This is a genomic window from Variovorax sp. Root434 (assembly GCF_001426595.1).
GTDB lineage: Bacteria > Pseudomonadota > Gammaproteobacteria > Burkholderiales > Burkholderiaceae_C > Variovorax.
In genome coordinates, this window is record NZ_LMEK01000001.1 from 1 (window position 1) to 22421 (window position 22421).

20 protein-coding genes are annotated in these 22421 nt (G+C 66.3%); 10 read left to right on the top strand and 10 right to left on the bottom strand.

The genetic code is table 11. The features are described from left to right. Nucleotides 1-236: 236 nt before the first annotated feature. From groL to ASD05_RS00015, 3 genes are all read right to left on the bottom strand, one after another. The gene (gene groL, locus ASD05_RS00005) at nucleotides 237-1889 is read right to left on the bottom strand and encodes a chaperonin GroEL (protein WP_056585923.1); all 1653 of its coding nucleotides are present in this window, start codon (nucleotides 1887-1889) and stop codon (nucleotides 237-239) included. A 29-nt stretch (nucleotides 1890-1918) separates the two neighbouring features. Then, the gene (locus tag ASD05_RS00010; protein ID WP_007835162.1) at nucleotides 1919-2209 is read right to left on the bottom strand and encodes a co-chaperone GroES; all 291 of its coding nucleotides are present in this window, start codon (nucleotides 2207-2209) and stop codon (nucleotides 1919-1921) included. Between the two features lie 357 nt (nucleotides 2210-2566). Then, on the bottom strand, nucleotides 2567-3040 hold the full coding sequence (locus ASD05_RS00015; protein ID WP_056585928.1) for an ester cyclase: 474 nt from the start codon (nucleotides 3038-3040) through the stop codon (nucleotides 2567-2569). A 100-nt stretch (nucleotides 3041-3140) separates the two neighbouring features. Between ASD05_RS00015 and ASD05_RS00020 the strand changes: the two genes are divergently transcribed. Continuing rightward, a complete protein-coding gene (locus tag ASD05_RS00020) occupies nucleotides 3141-4007 on the top strand; it encodes a helix-turn-helix transcriptional regulator (RefSeq protein ID WP_056585930.1) in 867 nt (288 codons plus the stop codon). Between the two features lie 81 nt (nucleotides 4008-4088). On the opposite strand, the gene ASD05_RS00025 is transcribed toward ASD05_RS00020, so the two are convergent. Beyond that, the gene (locus ASD05_RS00025; protein ID WP_056585934.1) at nucleotides 4089-5690 is read right to left on the bottom strand and encodes a phospholipase D family protein; all 1602 of its coding nucleotides are present in this window, start codon (nucleotides 5688-5690) and stop codon (nucleotides 4089-4091) included. A gap of 176 nt (nucleotides 5691-5866) precedes the next feature. Here ASD05_RS00025 and ASD05_RS00030 point away from each other — a divergent pair, with 176 nt between their 5' ends. From ASD05_RS00030 to ASD05_RS00045, 4 genes are all read left to right on the top strand, one after another. After that, nucleotides 5867-7963 (top strand): TonB-dependent siderophore receptor, encoded by a 2097-nt coding sequence (locus ASD05_RS00030; RefSeq protein ID WP_056585936.1) that lies wholly within the window; start codon nucleotides 5867-5869, stop codon nucleotides 7961-7963. A 28-nt stretch (nucleotides 7964-7991) separates the two neighbouring features. Beyond that, on the top strand, nucleotides 7992-9182 hold the full coding sequence (locus ASD05_RS00035) for a PepSY-associated TM helix domain-containing protein (RefSeq protein WP_056585938.1): 1191 nt from the start codon (nucleotides 7992-7994) through the stop codon (nucleotides 9180-9182). Beyond that, the gene (locus tag ASD05_RS00040; protein WP_056585945.1) at nucleotides 9179-9367 is read left to right on the top strand and encodes a hypothetical protein; all 189 of its coding nucleotides are present in this window, start codon (nucleotides 9179-9181) and stop codon (nucleotides 9365-9367) included. Before ASD05_RS00035 ends, ASD05_RS00040 begins: the two co-directional genes overlap by 4 nt. Before the next feature lie 63 nt (nucleotides 9368-9430). After that, complete coding sequence (locus ASD05_RS00045; protein WP_056585946.1) at nucleotides 9431-11569, top strand: TonB-dependent receptor; 2139 nt, start codon at nucleotides 9431-9433, stop codon at nucleotides 11567-11569. Nucleotides 11570-11713: 144 nt separating this feature from the next. Here the strand turns inward: ASD05_RS00045 and ASD05_RS00050 are convergent, their stop codons facing one another. Genes ASD05_RS00050 through ASD05_RS00060 form a run of 3 tightly spaced genes read right to left on the bottom strand, consistent with a single transcriptional unit; the run spans nucleotide 11714 to nucleotide 14447 of the window. Further along, entirely contained in the window at nucleotides 11714-12589 is an 876-nt protein-coding gene (locus tag ASD05_RS00050) for an ABC transporter permease (protein ID WP_056509421.1), read from the bottom strand. Between the two features lie 23 nt (nucleotides 12590-12612). After that, nucleotides 12613-13425 (bottom strand): ABC transporter ATP-binding protein, encoded by an 813-nt coding sequence (locus ASD05_RS00055; RefSeq protein ID WP_056587721.1) that lies wholly within the window; start codon nucleotides 13423-13425, stop codon nucleotides 12613-12615. A gap of 5 nt (nucleotides 13426-13430) precedes the next feature. Next, nucleotides 13431-14447 (bottom strand): ABC transporter substrate-binding protein, encoded by a 1017-nt coding sequence (locus ASD05_RS00060; RefSeq protein ID WP_056585947.1) that lies wholly within the window; start codon nucleotides 14445-14447, stop codon nucleotides 13431-13433. A 187-nt stretch (nucleotides 14448-14634) separates the two neighbouring features. Here ASD05_RS00060 and ASD05_RS00065 point away from each other — a divergent pair, with 187 nt between their 5' ends. Together ASD05_RS00065 and ASD05_RS00070 are read left to right on the top strand one after the other, a co-directional pair. Next, on the top strand, nucleotides 14635-15309 hold the full coding sequence (locus ASD05_RS00065) for a response regulator transcription factor (protein WP_056585949.1): 675 nt from the start codon (nucleotides 14635-14637) through the stop codon (nucleotides 15307-15309). 5 nt (nucleotides 15310-15314) lie between these two features. Further along, complete coding sequence (locus tag ASD05_RS00070) at nucleotides 15315-16724, top strand: sensor histidine kinase (RefSeq protein WP_056585952.1); 1410 nt, start codon at nucleotides 15315-15317, stop codon at nucleotides 16722-16724. Nucleotides 16725-16739: 15 nt separating this feature from the next. On the opposite strand, the gene metK is transcribed toward ASD05_RS00070, so the two are convergent. Then, nucleotides 16740-17927 (bottom strand): methionine adenosyltransferase, encoded by a 1188-nt coding sequence (gene metK, locus ASD05_RS00075; protein WP_056585955.1) that lies wholly within the window; start codon nucleotides 17925-17927, stop codon nucleotides 16740-16742. 214 nt (nucleotides 17928-18141) lie between these two features. On the opposite strand from metK, the gene ASD05_RS00080 reads away from it, so the two are divergent. Together ASD05_RS00080 and ASD05_RS00085 are read left to right on the top strand one after the other, a co-directional pair. Continuing rightward, entirely contained in the window at nucleotides 18142-19032 is an 891-nt protein-coding gene (locus ASD05_RS00080; protein ID WP_056585959.1) for a lysophospholipid acyltransferase family protein, read from the top strand. Then, nucleotides 19029-19913 (top strand): lipid A biosynthesis acyltransferase, encoded by an 885-nt coding sequence (locus ASD05_RS00085; protein WP_056585961.1) that lies wholly within the window; start codon nucleotides 19029-19031, stop codon nucleotides 19911-19913. Before ASD05_RS00080 ends, ASD05_RS00085 begins: the two co-directional genes overlap by 4 nt. Here the strand turns inward: ASD05_RS00085 and ASD05_RS00090 are convergent. Together ASD05_RS00090 and yihA are read right to left on the bottom strand one after the other, a co-directional pair. Beyond that, nucleotides 19907-20821 (bottom strand): alpha/beta fold hydrolase, encoded by a 915-nt coding sequence (locus tag ASD05_RS00090; RefSeq protein ID WP_056585963.1) that lies wholly within the window; start codon nucleotides 20819-20821, stop codon nucleotides 19907-19909. The two genes, ASD05_RS00085 and ASD05_RS00090, sit on opposite strands and share 7 nt — an antisense overlap. An 86-nt stretch (nucleotides 20822-20907) precedes the next feature. Next, nucleotides 20908-21651, bottom strand: coding sequence for a ribosome biogenesis GTP-binding protein YihA/YsxC (yihA, locus tag ASD05_RS00095; RefSeq protein ID WP_056585964.1), 744 nt, complete (start codon nucleotides 21649-21651; stop codon nucleotides 20908-20910). Between the two features lie 72 nt (nucleotides 21652-21723). Between yihA and ASD05_RS00100 the strand changes: the two genes are divergently transcribed. Beyond that, complete coding sequence (locus tag ASD05_RS00100; protein ID WP_056585967.1) at nucleotides 21724-22398, top strand: c-type cytochrome; 675 nt, start codon at nucleotides 21724-21726, stop codon at nucleotides 22396-22398. The last annotated feature ends 23 nt before the right edge of the window (nucleotides 22399-22421 follow it).

Sequence of the window (22421 nt, forward strand, 5' to 3'; positions counted from 1 at the left end):
GCGTGTAGTCCCGCTGGGTGCGTTTGACGCTTGATTCCATTGACTTGCCTTTTCTTGAGGGAAAAGGTGTCAACCCAGGTCAGGACGGGTCACGCCCATGAAAAAAGCCCGGCGCAAGCCGGGCTTTTTTCATCTCGCGAGACACCGCGGATCCGGCTTCGCCGGTCCGCAGGTGTCGCCCCCGGTAGGGGGTAGGCGTAGCGGACACGAAGTGCCGCGCAGCCTGGGGCGAGCAATTACATGCCCATGCCGCCCATGCCACCCATGCCGCCCATGTCGGGCATGCCACCGCCGGCTGCGCCTTCGTCCTTGGGTGCGTCAGCAACCATGGCTTCGGTCGTCAGCAGCAGCGAGGACACCGAAGCGGCGTTCTGCAGTGCGGTGCGCGTGACCTTCGTCGGGTCCAGGATGCCCAGCTCGAGCATGTCGCCGTACGTGTCGTTCGCAGCGTTGAAGCCGTAGTTGCCCTTGCCGGCCAGCACAGCGTTCACCACCACCGAGGCTTCGCCGCCGGCGTTGTTCACGATTTCGCGCAGGGGGGCTTCGATGGCCTTCAGCACCAGCTTGATACCGGCTTCCTGGTCGGCGTTCTCGCCCTTGACCGACTCGCCCACGGCTTGCTTGGCACGCAGCAGAGCCACGCCGCCGCCAGCTACAACGCCTTCTTCCACTGCAGCGCGGGTAGCGTGCAGGGCGTCTTCGACGCGAGCCTTCTTTTCCTTCATTTCGACTTCGGTGGCAGCGCCGACCTTGATCACGGCAACACCGCCGGCCAGCTTGGCCACGCGCTCTTGCAGCTTTTCACGGTCGTAGTCGCTCGTGGCTTCTTCGATCTGCACGCGCACTTGCTTCACGCGGGCTTCGATGTCGCCAGCGGCGCCAGCGCCGTCGATGATGATCGTGTTTTCCTTGCCCACTTCGATGCGCTTGGCTTGACCCAGGTCGGCCAGCGTCACCTTTTCGAGCGTCAGGCCCACTTCTTCAGCGATGACCTTGCCGCCCGTCAGGATGGCGATGTCTTCCAGCATGGCCTTGCGGCGGTCGCCGAAGCCAGGAGCCTTGACAGCCACGACCTTCAGGATGCCGCGGATCGTGTTCACAACCAGCGTAGCCAGGGCTTCGCCTTCGACTTCTTCGGCAATGATCAGCAGCGGACGGCCAGCCTTGGCGACTTGTTCCAGCGTGGGGAGCAGGTCGCGGATGTTGCTGATCTTCTTGTCGAACAGCAGCACGAAGGGGTTGTCCAACAGCGCCGATTGCTTCTCGGGGTTGTTGATGAAGTAGGGCGACAGGTAGCCGCGGTCGAACTGCATGCCTTCGACGACGTCGAGTTCGCTGTCCAGCGACTTGCCGTCTTCCACGGTGATCACGCCTTCCTTGCCGACCTTGTCCATCGCGTCAGCGATGAGCTTGCCGATGGTTTCGTCGCTGTTGGCCGAGATCGAGCCGACTTGAGCGATTTCCTTCGACGTGGTGGTGGGCTTCGAAGCCTTCTTCAGCTCGGCGACCAGGGCCGTCACGGCCTTGTCGATGCCGCGCTTCAGGTCCATCGGGTTCATGCCGGCAGCCACCAGCTTGAAACCTTCGCGAACGATGGCTTGTGCCAGCACGGTCGCGGTGGTGGTGCCGTCACCGGCGTTGTCCGAAGTCTTGGAAGCCACTTCCTTCACGAGCTGGGCGCCCATGTTCTGGAGCTTGTCCTTGAGTTCGATTTCCTTGGCGACCGACACACCGTCCTTGGTGACGGTGGGGGCGCCGAACGAGCGCTCGAGCACCACGTTGCGGCCCTTGGGGCCCAGGGTCACCTTGACTGCGTTGGCCAGGATGTTCACACCCTCGACCATGCGTGCGCGGGCTTCACCGCCGAAGACTACGTCTTTTGCTGCCATGTCTGTTTACTCCGAATGGATTTGTTGAATTACTTCTCGACGACCGCGAACAGGTCGTCTTCCTTCATGACCAGCAGTTCGTCGCCGCCGACCTTGACGGTCTGGCCGCTGTACTTGCCGAACAGGACGCGGTCGCCGACCTTGACGGTCAGTGCGGCCAGCTCGCCCTTGTCGTTGCGCTTGCCCGGGCCCACGGCCAGGACTTCACCCTGGTCGGGCTTTTCAGCGGCTGCGTCGGGGATGACGATGCCGGAGGCGGTCTTGGTTTCGCTGTCAACACGCTTGACGATCACGCGATCGGCCAAAGGACGAAGTTTCATTGCATCTCCTGGATGTATGGATAAGAAACGGGTTTATGGTCGGGTGCCGGACCGGAGGCCGGCAGCCCATCGACTGGAAGCGAGGCTGTTAGCACTCATCAGCAGCGAGTGCTAATCATAAGGGCAATCGGCGGGCTTTCAAGGGGGAGGGGTTGCCGCCGGTGTCTCGGTGCGGAACGACACTGATCCTTCAACGATGCGCCGCTGAACATCCGATTCTTGGCCTCAGGGTGCTTGGCAGGGGTGTTTGGGCCGTCCTGACGGCTACATACGGGTTGGGGTGTTGAGTGGATCGGGGGGCGATTTCCAGCCTCTCAATCCACTCCGGGTGAACATCCGCAACAACCTATTGAAGCTCTACATCTGCGCGGCCCCGGGACGAACGACGATGCCGAGCGCGAGCCACGCCTCCAGCACGTCCACCACATCCCAGTGTTCGACCAGCAGGCCGTCCTGCAGGCGATAGCGGTCCGCCGTCGAGAAGTGCAGTGCCTTGCCCGTGGCCGGCACGCCGAAGAAGACGCCGGTGTGCGTCGCTTCCCACTGCGTCATCGCCATCAGGCCTTCATCCTCGACCATGATCTCCTGGCGCATCGGCTTCAGGTCGGGCAAGCCGACGTAGAAGGCCTTCACAAACTCCTTGTAGGCGGGCCGCACGTCGGGGCGCGGTGCGCCGGCCGATCGCGCCGCCTCCAGCAGCGGACGGACATTGGGGCTGTGGCTCGAAAATTCCGGGTGCAGGTGCTCGTCGACAACTGTGAGATCGTGCTGGTCGTAGAGCCGGCTGCGAAAGTCGAGAAAGCGTTCCCTGATGCGGGCGATGGGTGTCATTCGGTGGTCCTTCGTCAGTTGAAAGAACCAGCGTAGAAGGCCTAATATCCCTCGACAAGACAGGAAGTTATCCAGGTATAAAAACCACCAGCCTCACGCAATGACCCCACCGACCCGCATGCTGGCGCGCGCCGAAATGGCCGCGTTTCTGCGTAGCCGCCGCGAGCGTCTGCAGCCCGCCGAAGTCGGTCTCCCGACAACGGCGAGGCGCCGAACGCCGGGCCTGCGGCGCGAAGAGGTCTGCCACCTCGCGGGCGTTGGCCTGGCCTGGTACACATGGCTGGAGCAGGCGCGCGAGATCGAGGTGTCGGCGCATTTCCTCGACCGCATCGCTCAGGCGCTGAGGCTCGATGCAACCGAGCGCGCGCACCTTTTCACGCTGGCGCACAACCGACCGCCGCCGATCGCGCCCGGCCCCTCGCTCGCGGTCACGCCGCACCTGCGCCGCATGCTCGATGCAGTCACCGGGCCGGCCTACCTCGCGACCGCATCGATGCACGTGATTGCATGGAACGATGCGCTCTCGGCCGTGTTCGGCGATCTCTCGGCAATCGCGCCCGAAGACAGGAACATGCTGTGGCTGGTGTTCGCGAGCCCGGCGCACCGCGCGGCGATACCGCAGTGGGAAACCGATGCACGCGCGATGCTCGCGCGCTTTCGTGTCGAGTTCGGGCGGCATCGCGACGATCCGGCGTTTCTTGCGTTGATCGAACGCCTCCAGATCGCCAGCCCCGAATTCGGACGATGGTGGCCGGACCACAATGTCAGCATGCGCACTGACCGGGCCAAGCGCTTCGAGGTGCGCGGCGTCGGCCGGATGGAACTGGAGCAAAGCTCGTTCATGGTCGAGGAGTCGCCGGACATGCGGCTCGTCGTCTATACGCCGGTCGATGCACAGAGCGCGCAGAAGGTGAAGTTGCTGCAACGCCGCTGGAACGAGCACCGGGTCGGCCACAAGACGCCATGACGCGGAAGGACCGTCCTCTGCATTTCACTTGGCGCGCCGGGAGGTTTTGGCCGCCAAGGTTCTCTGGCGTTCCGCAGCCGCCTACAGCTGGTCGGTCGGCACGAACCACGAGAACAGCAGCAGCTGCAGCCGCGTCAGCATGCTCGAATCCGGTTCGCTGTCGAGCACCTCGTTGTGGACGTCGCCGGTGCCGATCCACTGGACGTTCTGGCCGTCGGGCTTGAGCACCACGCGGTAGACGCCCTCGATGTCGTCGAGCTCGTAGGCGAAAAGCAGCGCCTGCGTCAGGTCGAAGCTGCGCACGCGTATGCCGAATTCGGTGTTCAGCCGGGCGGAACGCGGGTCGAGGTTCATGGAGCCGAGCAGCACCCACTGGCGGTCGACCAGTGCCAGCTTGGCATGCAGGCGGCCGCGGGCCTTCTTGAGCAGGTCGCGGAACTGGCCGCTGCGCCGCAGCTGCTGGGTGCTGACTTCGTACAGGTTCACGCCCAGCTTGAGCATGTCGACGCGGTAGCGGTTGTAGTTGATGTTGACCAGCGGCTCGTCGCTGTCGGCCAGCGAATTGGTGATGACGGTGATGTTCACGCCGTGCTCACGCCCCATGCGGATGCGCTCCATGCCCTCGTCGCCCGGAATGAAGTAGGGCGAGATCACCACCACGCTCGACTTGGCCGTGGCCAGCATCTCGTGGAAGCGCTGCGCCAGCGGCTCCATGGGTTGCGCCATGACGCCCAGCGCCTTGTTGGGGCTGTCGGCGGAGGCGTGGGCCTCGGCGCGCATCCACTTGGCCTCGTCGATGTTGGCGAGCTGGGCGCCCAGCGGCAGGTCGCCGAGCAGGTCGGTGGGAGGCAGCGGGTCGGGCGGCGGTGCGTGGGCCGGGGAGGTCGCTTCCTCGAAATCGGCTTTCAGCGCCTGCGGCGTGCTGCTGGTGCCGGCCACCCGCTGCAGGGGGTAGACCACGTCGCTGTTCCAGTAGGTGTCGAAGATGGCGGCCGTCTCGGGGACCACCGGGCCGGCCAGCAGCAGCTCGAAATCGATGAAGTTCGCGCTCTCGCTGCGCAGGAAATACTCGTCGGCGAGGTTGCGGCCGCCCGCGATGGCCATGGCGCCGTCGGCCACGAACAGCTTGTTGTGCATGCGGTGGTTGAGGCGCCGGAAGTCGGTGAAGAACTCCAGCCACCGCCCCGACGAGTGGTCGCGCGCGTTCACGAACGGGTTGAACAGCCGGATCTCGGCATTGGGCTCGGCGGCCAGGCCGAGCAGCAGGCGATCCATGCCGGCCGTGTAGAAGTCGTCAAGCAGCAGCCGCACGCGCACGCCGCGCCGGGCAGCATTGCGCATTTCCCGCAGCAGCAGGCGGCCGGTCTTGTCGTTGCCGAGCTGGTAGGTCTGGATGTCGAGCGACGACTTCGCGCGCCGCATCAGCTCCAGCCGGGCGTCGAGCGCAAAAGACGCCTCGATCAGCGGCCGCATGCTGCTCAGGCCGTCGGGCGGGGAGTCGAGGCTGACGGCGGCGCGGCCGAGCTCGGTGGCAGGCGAGGCCGCAATCGCCAGGGTGGGCGGTTCAGGCGTGCGCGGTGGGAGCCCCGCGCAGCCGGCCAGCGCAATGGCAGCCGCGAGGACCATCAGCCGCAGAGCCGGACCGCGCAGTGCGGGAAACAGAAAGGCGATGAGCTTGAGCATGAGGGCTTGCCAACGCACGGGAAGCGTGCGGGCGGCATGGTAGCCGGTCCGCCCTGGACCCGCAGACGCAATTTCGCAACGCAACACCCTTCATCGGAGCAGTGATTGGGGGAGGCACAAATAAGTCACGTACTAAAATGCGAATCATTCTTAATAATATTTGGAATGAGACCGGGATGAAGAGGTTGGAGGCGCGGCGCAAGGCTGCATCGGTGCTGATGGGGTGTCTGGCGATCTGTACACAGCGCGAGGTGCTGGCCCAGGCGACGAATGCGGGCGCGCTGCCGGAAGTGCGGGTCGACGCGAATGCCGAAACCGAGACGGCGATCACGCCGGTGATCGGCTACCGCGCGAAAAATGCGATCACCGCGACCAAGACCGACACCCCGCTGTCCGAAACACCCCAGTCCGTGACCGTGGTCACGCGCGACCAGATGGTCGACCAGGGCGCGGTCAATGTGCAGGACGCGCTCAACTACGCGGCCGGTGTGCGTTCCGATGCCTACGGACTCGATTCCCGCACCGACTCCGTACGGGTGCGCGGCGCCTATCCCGACGTCTACCTCGACGGCCTGCGCCAGGCCTACGGCTACTACACCAGCACCACCCGCACCGAGCCGTACACGCTGGAGCGCCTCGAAGTGCTGCGCGGCCCCTCGGGCATGCTGTTCGGCGCGGGTACCGCCGCCGGCGTGGTCAACATGGTCAGCAAGCGGCCGCTGCAGGAGGCGCAGCGTGAAGTGGGCGTGCAGTTCGGCAGCTTCGGCCGCAAGCAGATCCAGGCCGACCTGACCGGCCCGCTGAACGCCGATGGCTCCCTGTCGTACCGCCTGATCGCGCTGCAGCGCAAGTCCGGCACGCAGGTCGACCACGTGCCGGACGACCGCAGCGTGATCGCGCCTTCATTGACCTGGCGGCCCGACGCCATGACCTCGCTGACGCTGCAGGGCCTCTGGCAGAAGGACAAGAGCGGCAGCAGCTCGCAGTTCCTGCCGTGGGAGGGCACCTTGCTGCCGAACCCCAACGGACGCCTGCCGAGCAGCCGCTTCATCGGCGAGCCGGGCGACTACTACGACAGCGAGCGCAAGACCTTCGGCTGGCAGTTCGAGCACAAGTTCGACGACAGCTGGACCTTCCGCCAGAACTTCCGCTATGCGCACAACGAAAACGACAACCGCTACCACTACGGCAGTTCGTTCAGCGGATTCGACAGCTGGTCCACCGACCCGGTCTTCAAGCGCGTGCTCGGCCGCTACTACGACAGCCAGCTGACCCGCAACCGCACGCAGACGCTCGACAACCACGTCGAGGGCCGCTTCCAGACCGGCGCGCTGAAGCACACGCTGCTCGTGGGCGCGGACTTCGCGCGCCAGCGCGAGAACGTCTGGGGCGGCACCACCTTCGACACCATCGATGTCTACGCGCCGGTCTACGGCCATCTCGACGAGCCCGTGCGCGATGCGCGGCCGCGCACCCGCCAACGCCAGACGGGCGTCTACCTGCAGGACCAGGTCAGGCTCGACAACTGGATCTTCGTGGCGGGCCTGCGGCAAGACAGGGCCGTGTCCAGCGCCGCGGGCAGCAACGAGGAAAAGAGCAGCGCCACCACCAAGCGCTTCGGGCTGATGTACGCCTCGCCATCGGGATGGTCGCCGTACCTGAGCTACAGCGAGTCGTTCACGCCGCAGTCGCCGCGCGAAGGCCGCATCTTCACGCCATTGCGCGGCGAGCAGTGGGAAGCCGGCGTCAAGTACGAGCCCAGGGACCGCGCCCTGGCCTTCAGCGCAGCGGTGTACGACCTGCGCGAGAAGAACCAGATCGTCGAGGAGCAGCCCAACGTGTTCTCGCAGCGCGGCCTGACGAAGACGAAGGGCGTGGAGCTCGAGGCCAAGGGCTCGGCTGGCCCGAACCTTGACCTGATCGCCCACTACAACTACACCGATGCCGATGCGCAGATCGAAGGTCTGCCCAAACACCAGGCCAGTTTCTGGGCGAAGTACAGGTTTTCGATCGGCGGCGTGAACGGGTTTTCCGCCGGCGCCGGCGTGCGCCTGATGAGCTCGTTTCGCGACACGCAGTTCGGCACCGGTCCGCGCCTGCCGGGCATCGCGCTGGCCGACCTCGTGTTCGCCTACGAGACCGACCGCTGGCGCTATGCGCTCAACATCAACAACGTGACCGACAAGGTCTACTTCAGCACCTGTCTGTCGCGCGGCGACTGCTGGTATGGCTCGCGCCGCAACATCGTCGCGAGCGCGACCTACCGCTTCTAGAACACGACCTTCAGGAACAGCCCCCAACATGAACAGCCGAAAGATCAAGACCTGGGCCTGGGTGCACAAGTGGAGCAGCCTCGTGTGCACGGTGTTCATGCTGCTGCTGTGCGTCACGGGTTTGCCGCTGATCTTCCATCACGAGATCGGCCACCTGCTGGGCACCGAGGTCGAGGCGCCGAAGATGCCCGCGGGCACGCCGCGCGTGAGCCTCGACCGCGTGCTCGACATCGCGAAGTCGAAGCACCCCGGCCGGGTGGTGCAGTTCGTCTCGCAGCCCGAGGATGACGACGGCCTGTGGTTCGTCACGCTCACGCCCACGCCGCAAGCCACGGAAGACTTCAAGTCGGTCGCGATCGACGCGCGCACGGGCGAGGTTCTCGCGCAGCCGAAGTTCGACGAGGGCTTCATCTACGTGATGTTCAAACTGCACGTCGACCTCTTCGCGGGATTGGCAGGCAAGCTCTTCCTCGGCTTCATGGGCCTGCTGCTGCTGGTGGCCATCGTCTCGGGCGTGGTGCTGTATTCACCCTTCATGCGCAAGCTCGACTTCGGCACGGTGCGGCGCGAGAAGCGCCCGCGCCTGAAGTGGCTCGACCTGCACAACCTGCTTGGCATCGTCACGCTGGTGTGGCTGTTCGTGGTGGGCTCCACCGGCATGATCAACACCTGGGCCGACCTGCTCATCAAGTACTGGCAGCACGACCAGCTCAGTTCGCTGCTCGCGCCCTACAAGAACGAACCCATCGTGGCGGTGAACGAGCGTGCCTCGGTGCAGCGCTCGATGGACGCCGCGATGCAGAAGACGCCCGGCATGAAGCTGTCGTTCGTCGCCTTCCCCGGCACATCGTTCTCGAGCCCGCACCACACGACCTTCTTCGTGCGCGGCAACGAGCCCTTCACGTCGAAGTTGTTCCAGCCGGTGCTGGTCGATGCCAAGACAGCGGAGGTGACCGCGGTGCCGAAGCTGCCCTGGTACCTCACGGCGCTGCTGGTGTCGCAGCCGCTGCACTTCGGCGACTATGGCGGCATGCCGATGCAGATCATCTGGGCGCTGCTCGACATCGCGACCATCATCGTGCTGGGCAGCGGTCTGTACCTGTGGCTCAAGCGGGGCAACCCCGTGCCCGCGTCCCCGAGGGCCGCGGCGCATGAAGCGCGCGTCTCCGGCGGCACTGTGCAACCCGAGCCCGCGCCGGCCATGAAGGTGCAGGCATGAAGCAGCATCAAGGCTTCCGGCGCATGTGGGGCTGGCCGATCGCGCTCGGCCTGCTGACGACCTTCGGGCTGATCTCGGCACTCTTCAGCGACGGCGGGCTGGGCGACGTCCTGGCCTGGATCACGCTGGGCATCCCGGTCGTGGTGGGCGCCTGGCATGGCTGGCGCAAGGCGCCGGCCCGCTAGTTTTCCCTGAGAGTCGCGCCACCGCGACATGCGCGGCCGGTGTGCCGAAGCAGAATCGGCGCGATGAAACTTGCGCCCGTCGCCGCCGCCTGCCTTCTCTTGCTGGGTGTTCCGCTGGCCTCGCAGGCCCAGCAGGAGCCGCCGGCCGATTCAGGCGCCAGCGGCGCGCGCCTGCGCGAGATCACCGTCTCCACGCCGCGCGGCGAGGTTGCGCCCTTCAACGTGCCCGGCTCGGTCGACCGCGTCGACGGCGACGAGATGCGCGACAGCCGCCTGCAGGTCAACCTCTCCGAAAGCCTGGGCGCGGTGCCGGGGCTGCAGGTGCAGAACCGGCTGAACTACGCGCAGGACCTGCAGCTGTCCATCCGCGGCTTCGGTGCGCGCTCGACCTTCGGCGTGCGCGGCGTGCGGCTGTACGTAGACGGCATTCCCGCGACCCTGCCCGATGGGCAGGGGCAGACATCGAACATCGACATCGGCTCGCTGGACCGCGTCGAGATCCTGCGCGGGCCGTTCTCCGCGCTGTACGGCAACTCCTCGGGTGGTGTGCTGCAGGCCTTCTCCGCCTCGGGCGAAGGGCCGCCGCGGCTGTCGTACTCGCTCGCGGGCGGCAGCTTCGGCACCTGGCGGCAGTCGCTGCAGCTCAGCGGGTCGCAGGGCGCGGTCGACTACCTGCTCGACGCGAGCCGCTTCCATACCGACGGCTGGCGCGAGCACAGCGCCGCGCGGCGTGACATCGAGAACGGCAAGCTCGGCATCGCGCTCGACAACGGCGACAGGCTCACGCTGGTCTTCAACAGCGTGCGCGTCGACGCGCAGGACCCGCTGGGCCTCACGGCCGACCAGTACGCGCTGGCGCCGCGCAACGCGCCGCTGGCCACGCAGTACGACACCCGCAAGACGGTCGAGCAGACGCAGGCCGGCCTGCTGTACGAGCGCCGCATCGATGCCACGCAGGGCCTGCGCCTCATGGTCTACGGCGGCGAGCGCAAGACCACGCAGTACCAATCGATTCCGGTGTCGGCGCAGCAGAACCGGTTGCACGCGGGCGGCGTGATCGACCTGTCGCGGCAGTACGGCGGTGTCGACATCCGCTGGAATGCGGCGTTGACCCTGGCCGGTCGGCCCTTCGACGTGGTGGCCGGCCTGGGCTACGACAGCCTGCGCGAAAAGCGCCGCGGCTACGAGAACTACCTCGGCCGCGTCGCGGCGCCCGTGCTGGGCGTGCAGGGCCGTCTGCGGCGCAACGAGCTCAACGACGTCTGGAACCTCGATCCCTACGCGCAGGCGACCTGGCGCTTCGCCGACCGCTGGACGCTCGAAGCCGGCGTGCGCCGCAGCAGCGTGCACTTCAACTCGCAGGACCGCTACATCGTCGGCACGAACCGCGACGACAGCGGCAGCGCGCGCTACAGCAAGACCCTACCGGTGGCCTCGCTGCGCTACCAGGCGACGCCGGACCTGGCCCTGTACGGCTCCATCGGCCGCGGCTTCGAGACGCCGACACTGAACGAACTTTCCTATCGGGCAAACGGCGCGAGCGGGCTCAACTTCGCGCTGCGGCCTGCGGTGAACGACAGCATCGAGCTCGGCGCCAAGGCACGGCTTGCCGGTGGCCTGCTAACGGCAGCGCTGTTCCAGACCCGCACGCGCGACGAGATCGTGACGGACACCAACGTCGGCGGCCGCGCCACCTTCCAGAACGCGGGGCGCACGAAGCGCAACGGCTTCGAGCTGGGCTGGCAGCACGAGACCGCGAACCACTGGCGCACGCAACTGGCCTACACGTGGCTGGACGCGACCTACCGCGACGCCTTCTGCTCGCCGTCACCGTGCGCGGCGGCCAACACCGTGGCCGCGGGCAACCGCATTCCCGGCATCGCGCGGCAGTCGTTGTTCGCATCGCTGGGCTGGGTGCCGCCCGAAGGCTGGCGCGCCGGCGTCGAGATGCGCGCGCTGGGGCGCATCCAGGCCAACGACGCCAACACCGCGAGCGCGCCGGGCTATGCCGTCGCGGCGCTCTATGCGGGCTATCTGAAGAAATGGGAGCGCTGGGAGTTCAACGCCTTCGCGCGTGTCGACAACCTGTTCGACCGGCGCTACGTGGGCTCGGTGATTGTCAATGAAGGCAACGGACGTTACTACGAGCCCGCGCCGGGGCGCAACTGGACGGTGGGATTGAGTGGCGCCTATCGGTTTTGATCGCTGTGTTCTCGGGTCATCCGGGGCGCGATCACGTCGACATTCGCGGAGGGAAGTACCCGGTGGCCTTCGCACGCACCCGGAACGAAAAAACGGCGGGCAAATTGCCCGCCGTTTTGTTTCTTTTCCAGCCGAATCGAACGATCAGAACGCAGCGGGCCGCCACTTCAACAGCCGCTTCTCCAGCGAACTGAGCAAAAAGTCGGCCGCAAGTGCAACAACAGCCAGAACGATCATTGCCGCGAACACGCCGCTTGCATTGAACGCGCCTTGGGCAGTGGAGATCAGCAGGCCGATGCCTTCCTTGGCGCCGAGGAACTCGCCCACCACCGCGCCGACCAGCGCGAAGCCGAAGCTCACGTGCAGGCTGGCCAGGATCCACGACATGGCGGACGGAATGACCACCGACATCGTCACCTGCCGCGGCGAGGCGCCGAGGATCTGCGCGTTCGCGATCATGTACTTGTCGGCTTCTCGCACGCCCTGAAAGGCATTGCCGAAGACCACGAAGAACACCATCACCACCGCCAGCGCCACCTTCGAGGCCATGCCCAGGCCGAGCGCGATCACGAAGATGGAGCCGAGCACCACGCGCGGGATCGAGTTGGCGATCTGGATGTACAGGCTGAAAACATCCGACAGCAGCTTGTTGCGGCCCAGGATGATGCCGCACAGCACGCCGGCGATCGAGCCGATCAGGAAGCCGATGACGGTCTCTTCGAGCGTTACCGCGACCTGCATCCACAGCGAACCCTGCGAGGTGCCGTCGCGCATCCACTCCACGAGCTGGTCGTAGATCATCGAAGGCATCGAATAGAAGAACGGATCGATCCACTTCAGGCGCGCAGCGATTTCCCAGCCGCCGAGTGCGACCACCAGCACGATCAGTCGCAGCGCGATGATCATGCGGCGCCGGCCGCGGATGGCCGCCTGCGCGACTTCGGATTCGCGCGCCAGAGCGGCGTCGCTGAGCGACGAAGGCAGCACGGCTGCCGTGGGGGTGGTGGTGGAAGGCGTCATGGTTCTTGTCGTGGTCGTTATGTTCACTGGATAACCACTTCTTCGCGCAGGTCGTCCCAGATGTGCTTCGAGAGCTCGATGAACTGCGGGTCGTAGCGCACCTCGGACATGATGCGCGGGCGCGGCAGGTCGATCTCGTACACGCGCTTGAGCGTGGCGGGCCGCGCCGACAGCACAAACACGCGGTCGGCCAGCGCGATCGCTTCTTCCAGGTCGTGCGTGACGAACACCACGCTGCCGCCGTTGCCCGACCACAGCTGCAGCAACTCGTCCTGCATCAGCGTGCGGGTCTGCATGTCGAGCGCCGAGAAGGGCTCGTCCATCAGCAGGATCTCGGGGTTGTTGATGAAGGTCTGCGCCAGCGCCACGCGCTTGCGCATGCCGCCCGAGAGCTGGTGCGGGTAGTGCTTGCCGAATTTCGACAGGCCCACGCGGTGGATCCATTCCTGCGCGAGTTCCATCGCTTCCTTCTTCAGCTTGCCGCGGAAGATGGGGCCGGCCGCCACGTTGTCTTCCACGCTGCGCCACGGGAACACCGCGTCGGCCTGGAACACAAAGCCGATGCGTGGGTCCACGCCCGTCACGGGCTGGCCCATCACCCGCACGTCGCCCACCGTGGGCTTGAGCAGGCCGGTGATCATGTTCAGCGTGGTCGATTTGCCGCAGCCCGTGGGCCCGACGATGGCGACGAACTCGCCGCGCGCCACCGACATGCTGAAGTTGCGCAGCGCCACCGTGGCGTTGCCGTCCTGCGAGATGAAGCGCAGCGACACGTCGTTGAAGTCGATCGCCGAGGTCACGGTGCTGCCGCTGTTGGGAGGTGTTCCGTTGCGCATGGTGCTCACTTCATCGCCGCTGCCAGGTAAGCGTTGCTGTAGGTCTTCGACAGGTCGATGTTCTTGCTCTTCACGAGCGGCTTGTAGGTGGCGAGCACCTTCAGCACGGTCTCGGGGCCGCCGGCGGGCATTTTGGCGTCGGCGGTGAACATCGGCAGCGACGCCTTCAGCGCCTGCACGTAGAGCTCCTTGTCGCTGCCGTAGTAGTCGCGCGGCACCTTCTCGGCGATGTCTTCCGCGCTGTGCGTGTGGATGTATTCCATGGTTCGCGCGAAGGCGTGGGCCAGCTTGGTGGCTTCGGCCTTGTGCGACTCGGCCCAGGTGTTCTGCACATACAGGCTGGCCGCGGGGTACAGGCCGCCGAGCGCCTTCACCGTTTCGGGCTCGGTGCGCAGGTCGACCAGCACCTTGGCGTCGCCGGTCTTGAGCAGCTGCGACACGGTGGGCTCGGTGGTCATGCCGGCCTGGATGCGGTCCTGCTTCATCGCGGCGATGAAGGTGTTGCCGGCGCCCACGGGCAGCAGCGAGTAGTCCTTGGAGGCCACGCCGGCACGGTCGGCCAGGTAGCGCGTGAGGAAGTCGGTGGACGAGCCCAGGCCCGTCACGCCCAGCGTCTTGCCGCCCTTGGCGTCGGCCATGGTCTTGAAGCCGGCGGCAGCGGCCTTGGTCGAGACCATTTCCACCTCGCCCGGCACTTTGCAGAACACGGCGATGGCCTGGATCTCCTTGCCCTTGCTCTGCAGGTCGATGGTGTGGTCGTAGAAGCCCACCACGCCTTGCACGGCGCCGGCAATCAGCTGGTTCTCCGCATCGACGCCCGCGGGCTGCGACTGCAGCTCGACGTTCAGGCCCTCGTCCTTGAAGTAGCCCAGCGCCTCGGTGAGCTTGGCCGGCAGATAGATGATCTTGTTGATGCCGCCCACCATGATGGTGATGGGCGCATCGGCGGCCTGCGCGAGCGGCGCGGCGGCGAAGGCGGTGCACAGGGCGGCGGCCAGCAGGGTGCGGCGGGTAGCGGACATGGTATGTCTCTCCGTGTTGGAACTGAATTGGAAGGGTCCGTGCACATCTGCTGATCTGCCGCGGGACGGGGCCAGTCTAGGAAGCGGCGTCTTTCGGCCAGCTTTCGGCGGGCCGCATGATTTGTCATGGTTATCCCTAGGGCTGACCGATGCTTCCTAGAATCCACGGCCACCACCCCAACCCCCCATGAAGCTGCTGCTCATCGAAGACAACCCGCAACTCGCGCACTGGCTTTCCAGCCTGCTGCGGGAGCAGGACTTCGTGGTCGACCACGTGGACAACGGCGATGCCGCCGATCGTCTGCTGATGCAGACGGCCTACGACGTGGTGCTGCTGGACCTGAACATCCCGCAGCTCTCGGGCAAGGCCGTGCTGCGCCGGTTGCGCGAGCGCGGCGACACGGTGCCGGTGATCATCCTCACGGCCACGGCGTCGCTCGATCAGAAGGTGCTGTGCCTGGAGATCGGAGCCGACGACTACCTCGTGAAGCCCTTCGAGATCCGCGAGCTGGTGGCGCGCATCAAGGTGCTGGTGCGCCGGCAAATGCCGGGCAAGGCCAACGACATCGTCTGCGGTGACTTGCGCTACGACTTGCGTACGCGGCAGTTCACGCTGGCCGAAGAGGAACTCGCGCTGCCGCCGCGCGAGCGCACGCTGCTGGAGACGCTGGTGGTGAAGGCGGGCAGTACCGTGTCGAAGCAGGCGTTGATCGATGCGATCTTCGGGCTGGACGACGAGCCGAGCGCGGATGCTGTCGACATCTACATTCACCGGCTGCGCAAGAAGCTCGAAGCGAGCCAGGCGACCATCATCACGCTGCGCGGCGTCGGCTATTTGCTGCGCACGCGACAGGAAGACTAGGGAAGATGAAGCGCGGCAGTCTCCGTCTGCGCCTCGCACTGTGGCTGCTACTGCCGCTGTCGGTCTTCGTGGCGATCTGTGGATATCTCAACTGGCGCAACGCAGCAGAAGTTGCCGACTACGTTCAAGACCACGACCTGCTGTCGTCCGCCAAGGTGCTGTCCGACCGATTGATCTGGGAAGGCAATGACGTGCAGGCCAGCGTGCCGCCTTCGGCGCTGAGCCTGTTCGTGTCACCCGAGCGCGACCGGGTGTTTCTCAGCGTGACAGGAGGCAACGGCGAAGTGCTGGCTGGTTCGGCCGACTTTCCGTTGCCCGCGGTGCGCAAGCCCGAAGGTGTGGACCGTGCGCAGTGGTACGACACGCACTTTGCCGGCATGCCGCTGCGTGCCGTCGTCACCACGCGCGCGATGTACGAAGCCGGCGGTGCGCGCGACATCACCATTGCCGTGGGCAAGACCGAGCGCAGCCGCGACCGCATGCTGCGCACGCTGTGGTGGCCTTCAATGGAATATCTGCTGATCGCGTTGGTGCTGGCCATCGCGCTCGCGGTGGCGGCGCTGACACTGGAGCTGCGCCCCATCGTGCGGCTGAGCCAGCAGCTCGCGCAGCGCGACCCGCTGCATCTCGACCTTGTGGTGGACCCGGCCGCGCTGCACAGCGAATTGCGGCCGGTGGCCGACACCATCAACCGTTTCGTGGGCCAGCTGAAGGCGCATTCCGAGGCGCAGCGCCGCTTCATTGCCGATGCGGCGCATCAGTTGCGCACGCCTCTGGCCATGCAGGCCACGCAGATCGAGTTCGCACGCTACACGCGGCAGCACCGTGGCGAATGGGACACGCGCCGCGCCGACATGGACGCGATGTGGCTGGCCATGCAGACCAGCAACCGGCGGCTGATCGATGTCACGAACAAGCTGCTGTTGCTGGCCCAGGCCGAACATGGCGACGCGCACACGCAGCTTGAACGGGTCGACCTGGCGGCAGTCGCCTTGCGCTGCGTCGAGCAGCTTGCAGCGCTGGCAGACCGGCGCCGCATCGATCTCGGGCTGGAGGCGCCCGACGCGGCTTTCGTGATGGCGCAGCCTGCCTTGCTCGACGCGTTGGCCGGCAACCTGCTCGACAACGCCCTTCGCTACACGCAGGAAGGCGGCCGTGTGACCGTCGGCGTGCGGCAGGTGCAAGGGGCGGTGGAACTGACGGTGGAAGACAACGGCCCCGGCATTGCGCCCGAGGTGCGCGAACGCGTGTTCGAGCGCTTCTACCGCGTGGCCCAGGACGCCGAGGGCACGGGGCTCGGTCTGGCGATCGTGCGCGAGATTGCACGGGCCTTCGCGGCGGACGTGGACCTGGCAGCCAACCCGCGCGAGGCGAGCGGGCTGCTGGTCACGGTGCGCTTTCCGTCGACCGCCTGAAGCGGCGGCCAGGGGTCAGCCGCGGAGGCCGGCGGCCGCGCGCAGTGCGGCGGCCTGTGTCGTCGCTTCCCAGGTGAACTCGGGCTCCTCGCGGCCGAAGTGGCCGTAGGCGGCGGTCTTCTGGTAGATCGGGCGCAGCAGGTCGAGCATCTGGATGATGCCCTTCGGACGCAGGTCGAAGAACTCGCGCACGAGTTCGGCGATCTTCTCGTCGGGGATCACACCCGTGCCTTCGGTGTAGACCGTGATGTTCATCGGCTGCGCCACGCCGATGGCATAGGCCACCTGGATCTGGCACTGGCGCGCCAGGCCGGCGGCCACGATGTTCTTGGCCACGTAGCGCGCGGCGTAGGCGGCCGAGCGGTCGACCTTCGACGGGTCCTTGCCCGAGAACGCGCCGCCGCCGTGCGGGCAGGCGCCGCCGTAGGTGTCGACGATGATCTTGCGGCCCGTGAGGCCGCAGTCGCCCTGCGGGCCGCCGATGACGAAGCGACCGGTCGGGTTGATCAGGTAGCGCGTGTCCTTGAGCCACTCCTTGGGCAGCACGGGCTTGATGATCTCTTCGATGATGGCTTCGTTGAACGAGGCCTTCATCTTGGTCGGCGTCTCGCTCTGGTCGGGGCTGTGCTGCGTGGAGAGCACCACGGTGTCGATGCTGTGGGGCTTGCCGTCGACGTAGCGCATCGTGACCTGGCTCTTGGCGTCGGGGCGCAGGAAGGGCAGGCGGCCGTCCTTGCGCAACTGGGCCTGGCGCTCGACGAGGCGGTGCGCGTAGTAGATGGGCGCGGGCATCAGCTCGGGCGTTTCGTCGCAGGCGTAGCCGAACATCAGGCCCTGGTCGCCAGCGCCGGTGTTCAGGTGGTCGTCGCTCGCGTGGTCCACGCCCTGGGCGATGTCGTTGGACTGCTTGTCGTAGCAGACCATCACTGCGCAGCCCTTGTAGTCGATGCCGTACTCGGTGTTGTCGTAGCCGATGCGCTTGATGGTGTCGCGCGCGACCTGGATGTAGTCGACGTGCGCGTTGGTCGTGATCTCGCCGGCGAGCACCACGAGGCCGGTGTTGGTCAGCGTCTCGGCGGCCACGCGGCTGCGCGGGTCCTGCTCGAAGATCGCGTCCAGGATCGCGTCGGAGATCTGGTCGGCGACCTTGTCGGGGTGGCCTTCGGAAACCGATTCGGAAGTGAAGAGGAAGTCGTTCGCCATTTTTAAAACTCCTTGAAGTTGAGATTGGCGCGTTGCCAACTCTGCGGAGCCCTGGCGAACGCTTTAGCAGATGTCGATGGATCGACGGGGCACAATCGCTTTGCGCTTGTGTTTGTCGCCCTGCAAGTTGTTCCGTAACTCGGCGACAATTTGGATTCTATTCGAGCCGTGCATACCATGCGCGCGCGTCCGTTTTTTGACCCTCCCGCTTTCAATGATCACCCTGTTTCGCCTGCTTGCCCGCGTGCCGATGCCGTTGATGCATCGGCTCGGCGCCATGCTGGGCTGGCTGGTCTGGTGGAGCGCGCCGGACTACCGCCGCCGCTTCAAGGCCAACGCCGAGAGCGCGGGCTTCGCGCCCGATCAATACCGTCCCGCCATCGCCGCCGCCGGCAAGATGGCTTCCGAACTGCCCTGGCTCTGGCTGCGCCCGCATGGCGAGACCGTGCTGCACCGCGTGGTGCGCTGGGAAGGCGTGGAGGCCTTCGAGGCCGCCATGCAGGCGAAGAAAGGCGTGATCCTGGTGGCGCCGCACCTCGGCAGCTGGGAGATGTGCGGCCAAGCCATCGGAGAGCGCTTCCTGTCGGCCTACGGGCCGATCACCGCGCTGTTCAGGCCGGCGCGCAAGAAGTGGATGGCCGAGCTGATCGCCGCCGGCTCGCGCGATCGGCCCGGCCTGCAGACGCTGCCCACCAACAACAGCGGCGTGCGCGGCCTGATCCGCACACTGCGCAGCGGCGGCTACACCGGCATCCTGCCCGACCAGGTGCCGCCGATGGGGCAGGGCGTCTGGGCGCCGTTCCTGGGCCGTCCCGCTTACACCATGACCCTCCTTCCCCGCCTTGCGCAACAGACCGGCGCGGCCTGCTTCCTGAGCGTCTGCGAGCGGCTGCCGAACGGCGCCGGCTACGTGGTCCGCTTCGAGCCCATCGTCGGCACGGCGCTGACCGACCCGTCGGCCTCCATCGAGGACGCGGCCGCGGCCATGAACGACGCCATCGGCCGGTTGATCCACAGCCTGCCGGGCCAGTATGTGTGGGACTACGCCCGCTACAAGGAGCCGCGCGCCGAGCGCGTGGCCGCAGCCACCGGGGAGGCCGCATGAGCCTCGGTTCCCGGCTCGGCATCGGCTTCATGCGCGTGATCGCGCCGCTGCCGCTGCCGCTCGTGCGCGGCTTCGGCGCGTTCCTCGGCCGCATCCTGCACACCGTCGCCGTGCCGCGGCGGCGCGTGGTCGACACCAACCTGGCGGTCTGCTTTCCCGGCAAGTCGGAGGCCGAGCGCCGCGCCATCGCGCGCCAGACCTTCGTCTACGTGGCGCAGTCCTGGCTGGACCGCAGCTGGCTCTGGCATGCGCCCGAGAAGGTGGTGGCGAGCCGGCTCAAGGTGGTTGGGGCGGCGTCGGAGATCCGCGAGATCGCGGATGGAGAGGCGCCGATGATCCTGTTCGCGCCGCATTTCTACGGCCTGGATGCCGCGGCCACCGCGCTGACCATGCACACGGCGCGCCCCTCGGCCACCATCTACACGACCCAGCGCGATCCGATGGTCGACGCCTGGATCCGCGAGGGCCGCACGCGCTTCGGCGATGTGGCGGCGCTCAATCGGGTGGACGGCATCAAGCCCGTGCTGCAGGGCCTGCGCAAGGGCGGCCTGCTGTACCTGCTGCCCGACATGGACTTCGGCCGCGACCAGACCATCTTCGTGCCGTTCTACGGCGTGCAGGCGGCCACCGTGCCTTCGCTGTCGCGCTTTGCGCGATTGGGCAAGGCCAAGGTGGTGCCGGTGGTGTCGAAGCTCACGCCGGGCGGCTACGAGATCGAGGTGCTGCCGCAGTGGCAGAACTTCCCGACCGACGATGTGGAGGCCGATACCGCGCTCATGAACACGCGGCTGCAGGGCTACATCGACACGATGCCGTCCCAGTACTACTGGGTGCATCGCCGTTTCAAGACCCGTCCCGAAGGCGAGCCGCCTATTTACTGATTGCGCTGCAGGAAGGCCTCGATCTCGCGGGCCACCAACTGCGGCTGCTCGTGCACGATCCAATGGGTCGCGTTCGGCACTTTCTTGACCTCGAGCTTCGGCACGTATTCCTCCAGCCCTTCGAGCAGGCCGGGCAGCAGCGCTGCATCGTCGAGCGCCCAGAACACGAAGGTCGGCACGTCCACCGTGAGCCGTTCGCGCGGCAGCACCGGAATGCCGTCGATGGTCTGGCCCGGCAGCGGCGGCTTCATCGGCGTCACGCGATAGAGGTTGCAGGCGCCGGTGAGGCCTGCGCCCCAGACTTCGCGGTACTTCTGCTTCACCTCTTCGGTGAGCCAACCGAATCCGTCCGGGCCGGCCTTCATCAGCGTGAAGAAGGGCCACATGCGCTTGAAGTCGTCGGCGGCGAGCAGTGCCTCGGCATCGGGGCGCGCGAGGAAGTTCATGTAGGCGCTGGCTTGCTGCTGCGCCGGGTTGTTGCGCAGTTCGCGCGTGAAGGTGCCCGGGTGCGGCGAATTGATGATGACCAGCTTGCCGATCTGCTGCGGGAACGCGTTGGCATAGCCCCAGGCAAAGGCGCCGCCCCAGTCGTGGGCCACCAGCGCGGCCATGGTGCCGTCGGTGCTCTCGGTCGCCACGAGCTGCTGGATGTCCTGGATCAGCAGGTGCGCCTTGTAGGCCGCCACGTCGGTCGGCGCACTCGACTTCTCGAAGCCGCGCAGGTTGGGTGCCACGCAGCGGTAGCCGCCGTGGGCGGGGTCCGAGAAGTACGCCAGCAGTTCGTCCCAGATGAATGCGGCTTCGGGGAAGCCGTGCAGGAACACCATCAGCGGCCGACCCGGCTGGCCGGCAGCGCGGCAACTCAGGGTGGTGCCATTGGGCAGGCTGCGTTGGAAGGTCTCGATCATGCTTCTTGTCTCCTTGGGTTGACTGTCGCTATTCTTTTGATAGTGAACTACGCACGCTGGACGGCCGATGCAGCCTGTTCTGTGAGTCAGGCCTCTGCTGGCGGCTCCGGTGGTTCGTCGGGGGCTGCTGCAGTCTCTTCCGGGTGCACCCAGCGCCACAGCAGCTCGGCTGCTTCGCCGACGCCCTGCTTTTTCAGCGCGGAGAACAGTTTCACCTCGCCGCCGCCGGCGTTCAGTCGCGTAATCGACAGCACCTTGGCGGCTTCGCTGCGCGTGAGCTTGTCGGACTTGGTCAGCAGCACGAGGAACTTGAGGCCCTGCTGCACGCGCGGGCGGATCACGTCGAGCAGGATCTCGTCGAGCTCGGTCAGGCCGTGGCGCGGATCGCACATGAGTACCACGCCGCGCAGGCTCTCGCGCGTCATCAGGTAGTTGCCCATCACGCGCTGCCAGCGCAGCTTGGCCTCCTTGGGCACGGCCGCGTAGCCGTAGCCGGGCAGGTCGGCCAGCACCGCATCGTCGACCTTCTGCTTGCCGATGCCGAACAGGTTGATGTGCTGCGTGCGGCCCGGCGTCTTGGAGGCGAACGCCAGCCGCGTCTGCTGCGTGAGGGTGTTGATGGCGGTCGATTTGCCCGCGTTGGAGCGGCCGACGAAGGCGATCTCGGGCAGGTCGACGGGGGGCAGGTGTTCGAGCTGGGGGGCGCTGGTCAGGAAGTGGGCGGTGTGCAACCAGCCCAGTGCCACGCGTTCGCGTTCGGCGACCTGGGGGTCCGCGGCGGGAGCCGCGCGGGGAGGATAGGCAGCGGGCTTGGCGCGCGGGGAGGGCATCTACGGACTTTCGAAACAAGGCCCACATTGTAGAATCGTGAGGTTTTGCGCCATAAATTCGAAGCCCCCGATATGAAGTTGTTTGCCAATATTCTGCTTGCAGCCCTCGTGGGCATCGCATCCAGCGCGAGTTTTGCAGCCGATGAACACGCGGCTGCTCCGAGTGCAGCGGCGCCTGCCCAGCCCGCCAAGCCCGACCCCGCCAAGGGGGACACGCTGTTCAGCGCGAGCACCCCGACGATCCAGAGCTGCGCCTCGTGCCACAACGCCGACGGCAATTCGACCATCGCGGCCAATCCCAAGCTGGCGCAACAACACCCCGAATACATCGTCAAGCAATTGCAGGACTTCAAGTCCGGCAAGCGCAAGAACAGCGTCATGACCTCGATGGCCTCGCACCTGAGCGACCAGGACATGCGCGATATCGCCTGGTTCGTCGGCTCGAAGAAGGTCAAGCCGGGCTTCTCGAAGGACAAGGACACGATTGCCCTGGGCGAGAAGATCTACCGCGGCGGCATCGGCGAGCGCCAGGTCCCGGCCTGCGCCGGCTGTCACAGCCCGAACGGCGCCGGCATCCCCGCCCAGTACCCGCGCCTGGGCGGCCAGAACGCCGACTACACCGTGGCCCAGCTCACGGCCTTCCGCGACAACGTGCGCCTGAACAGCATTCCCATGAGCGGCGTCGCCGCCAAGCTCAACGACAGGGAAATCAAGGCCGTCGCCGACTACATTGCCGGTTTGCGTTGATGATGGCGCTCCCTGGAGCGTGA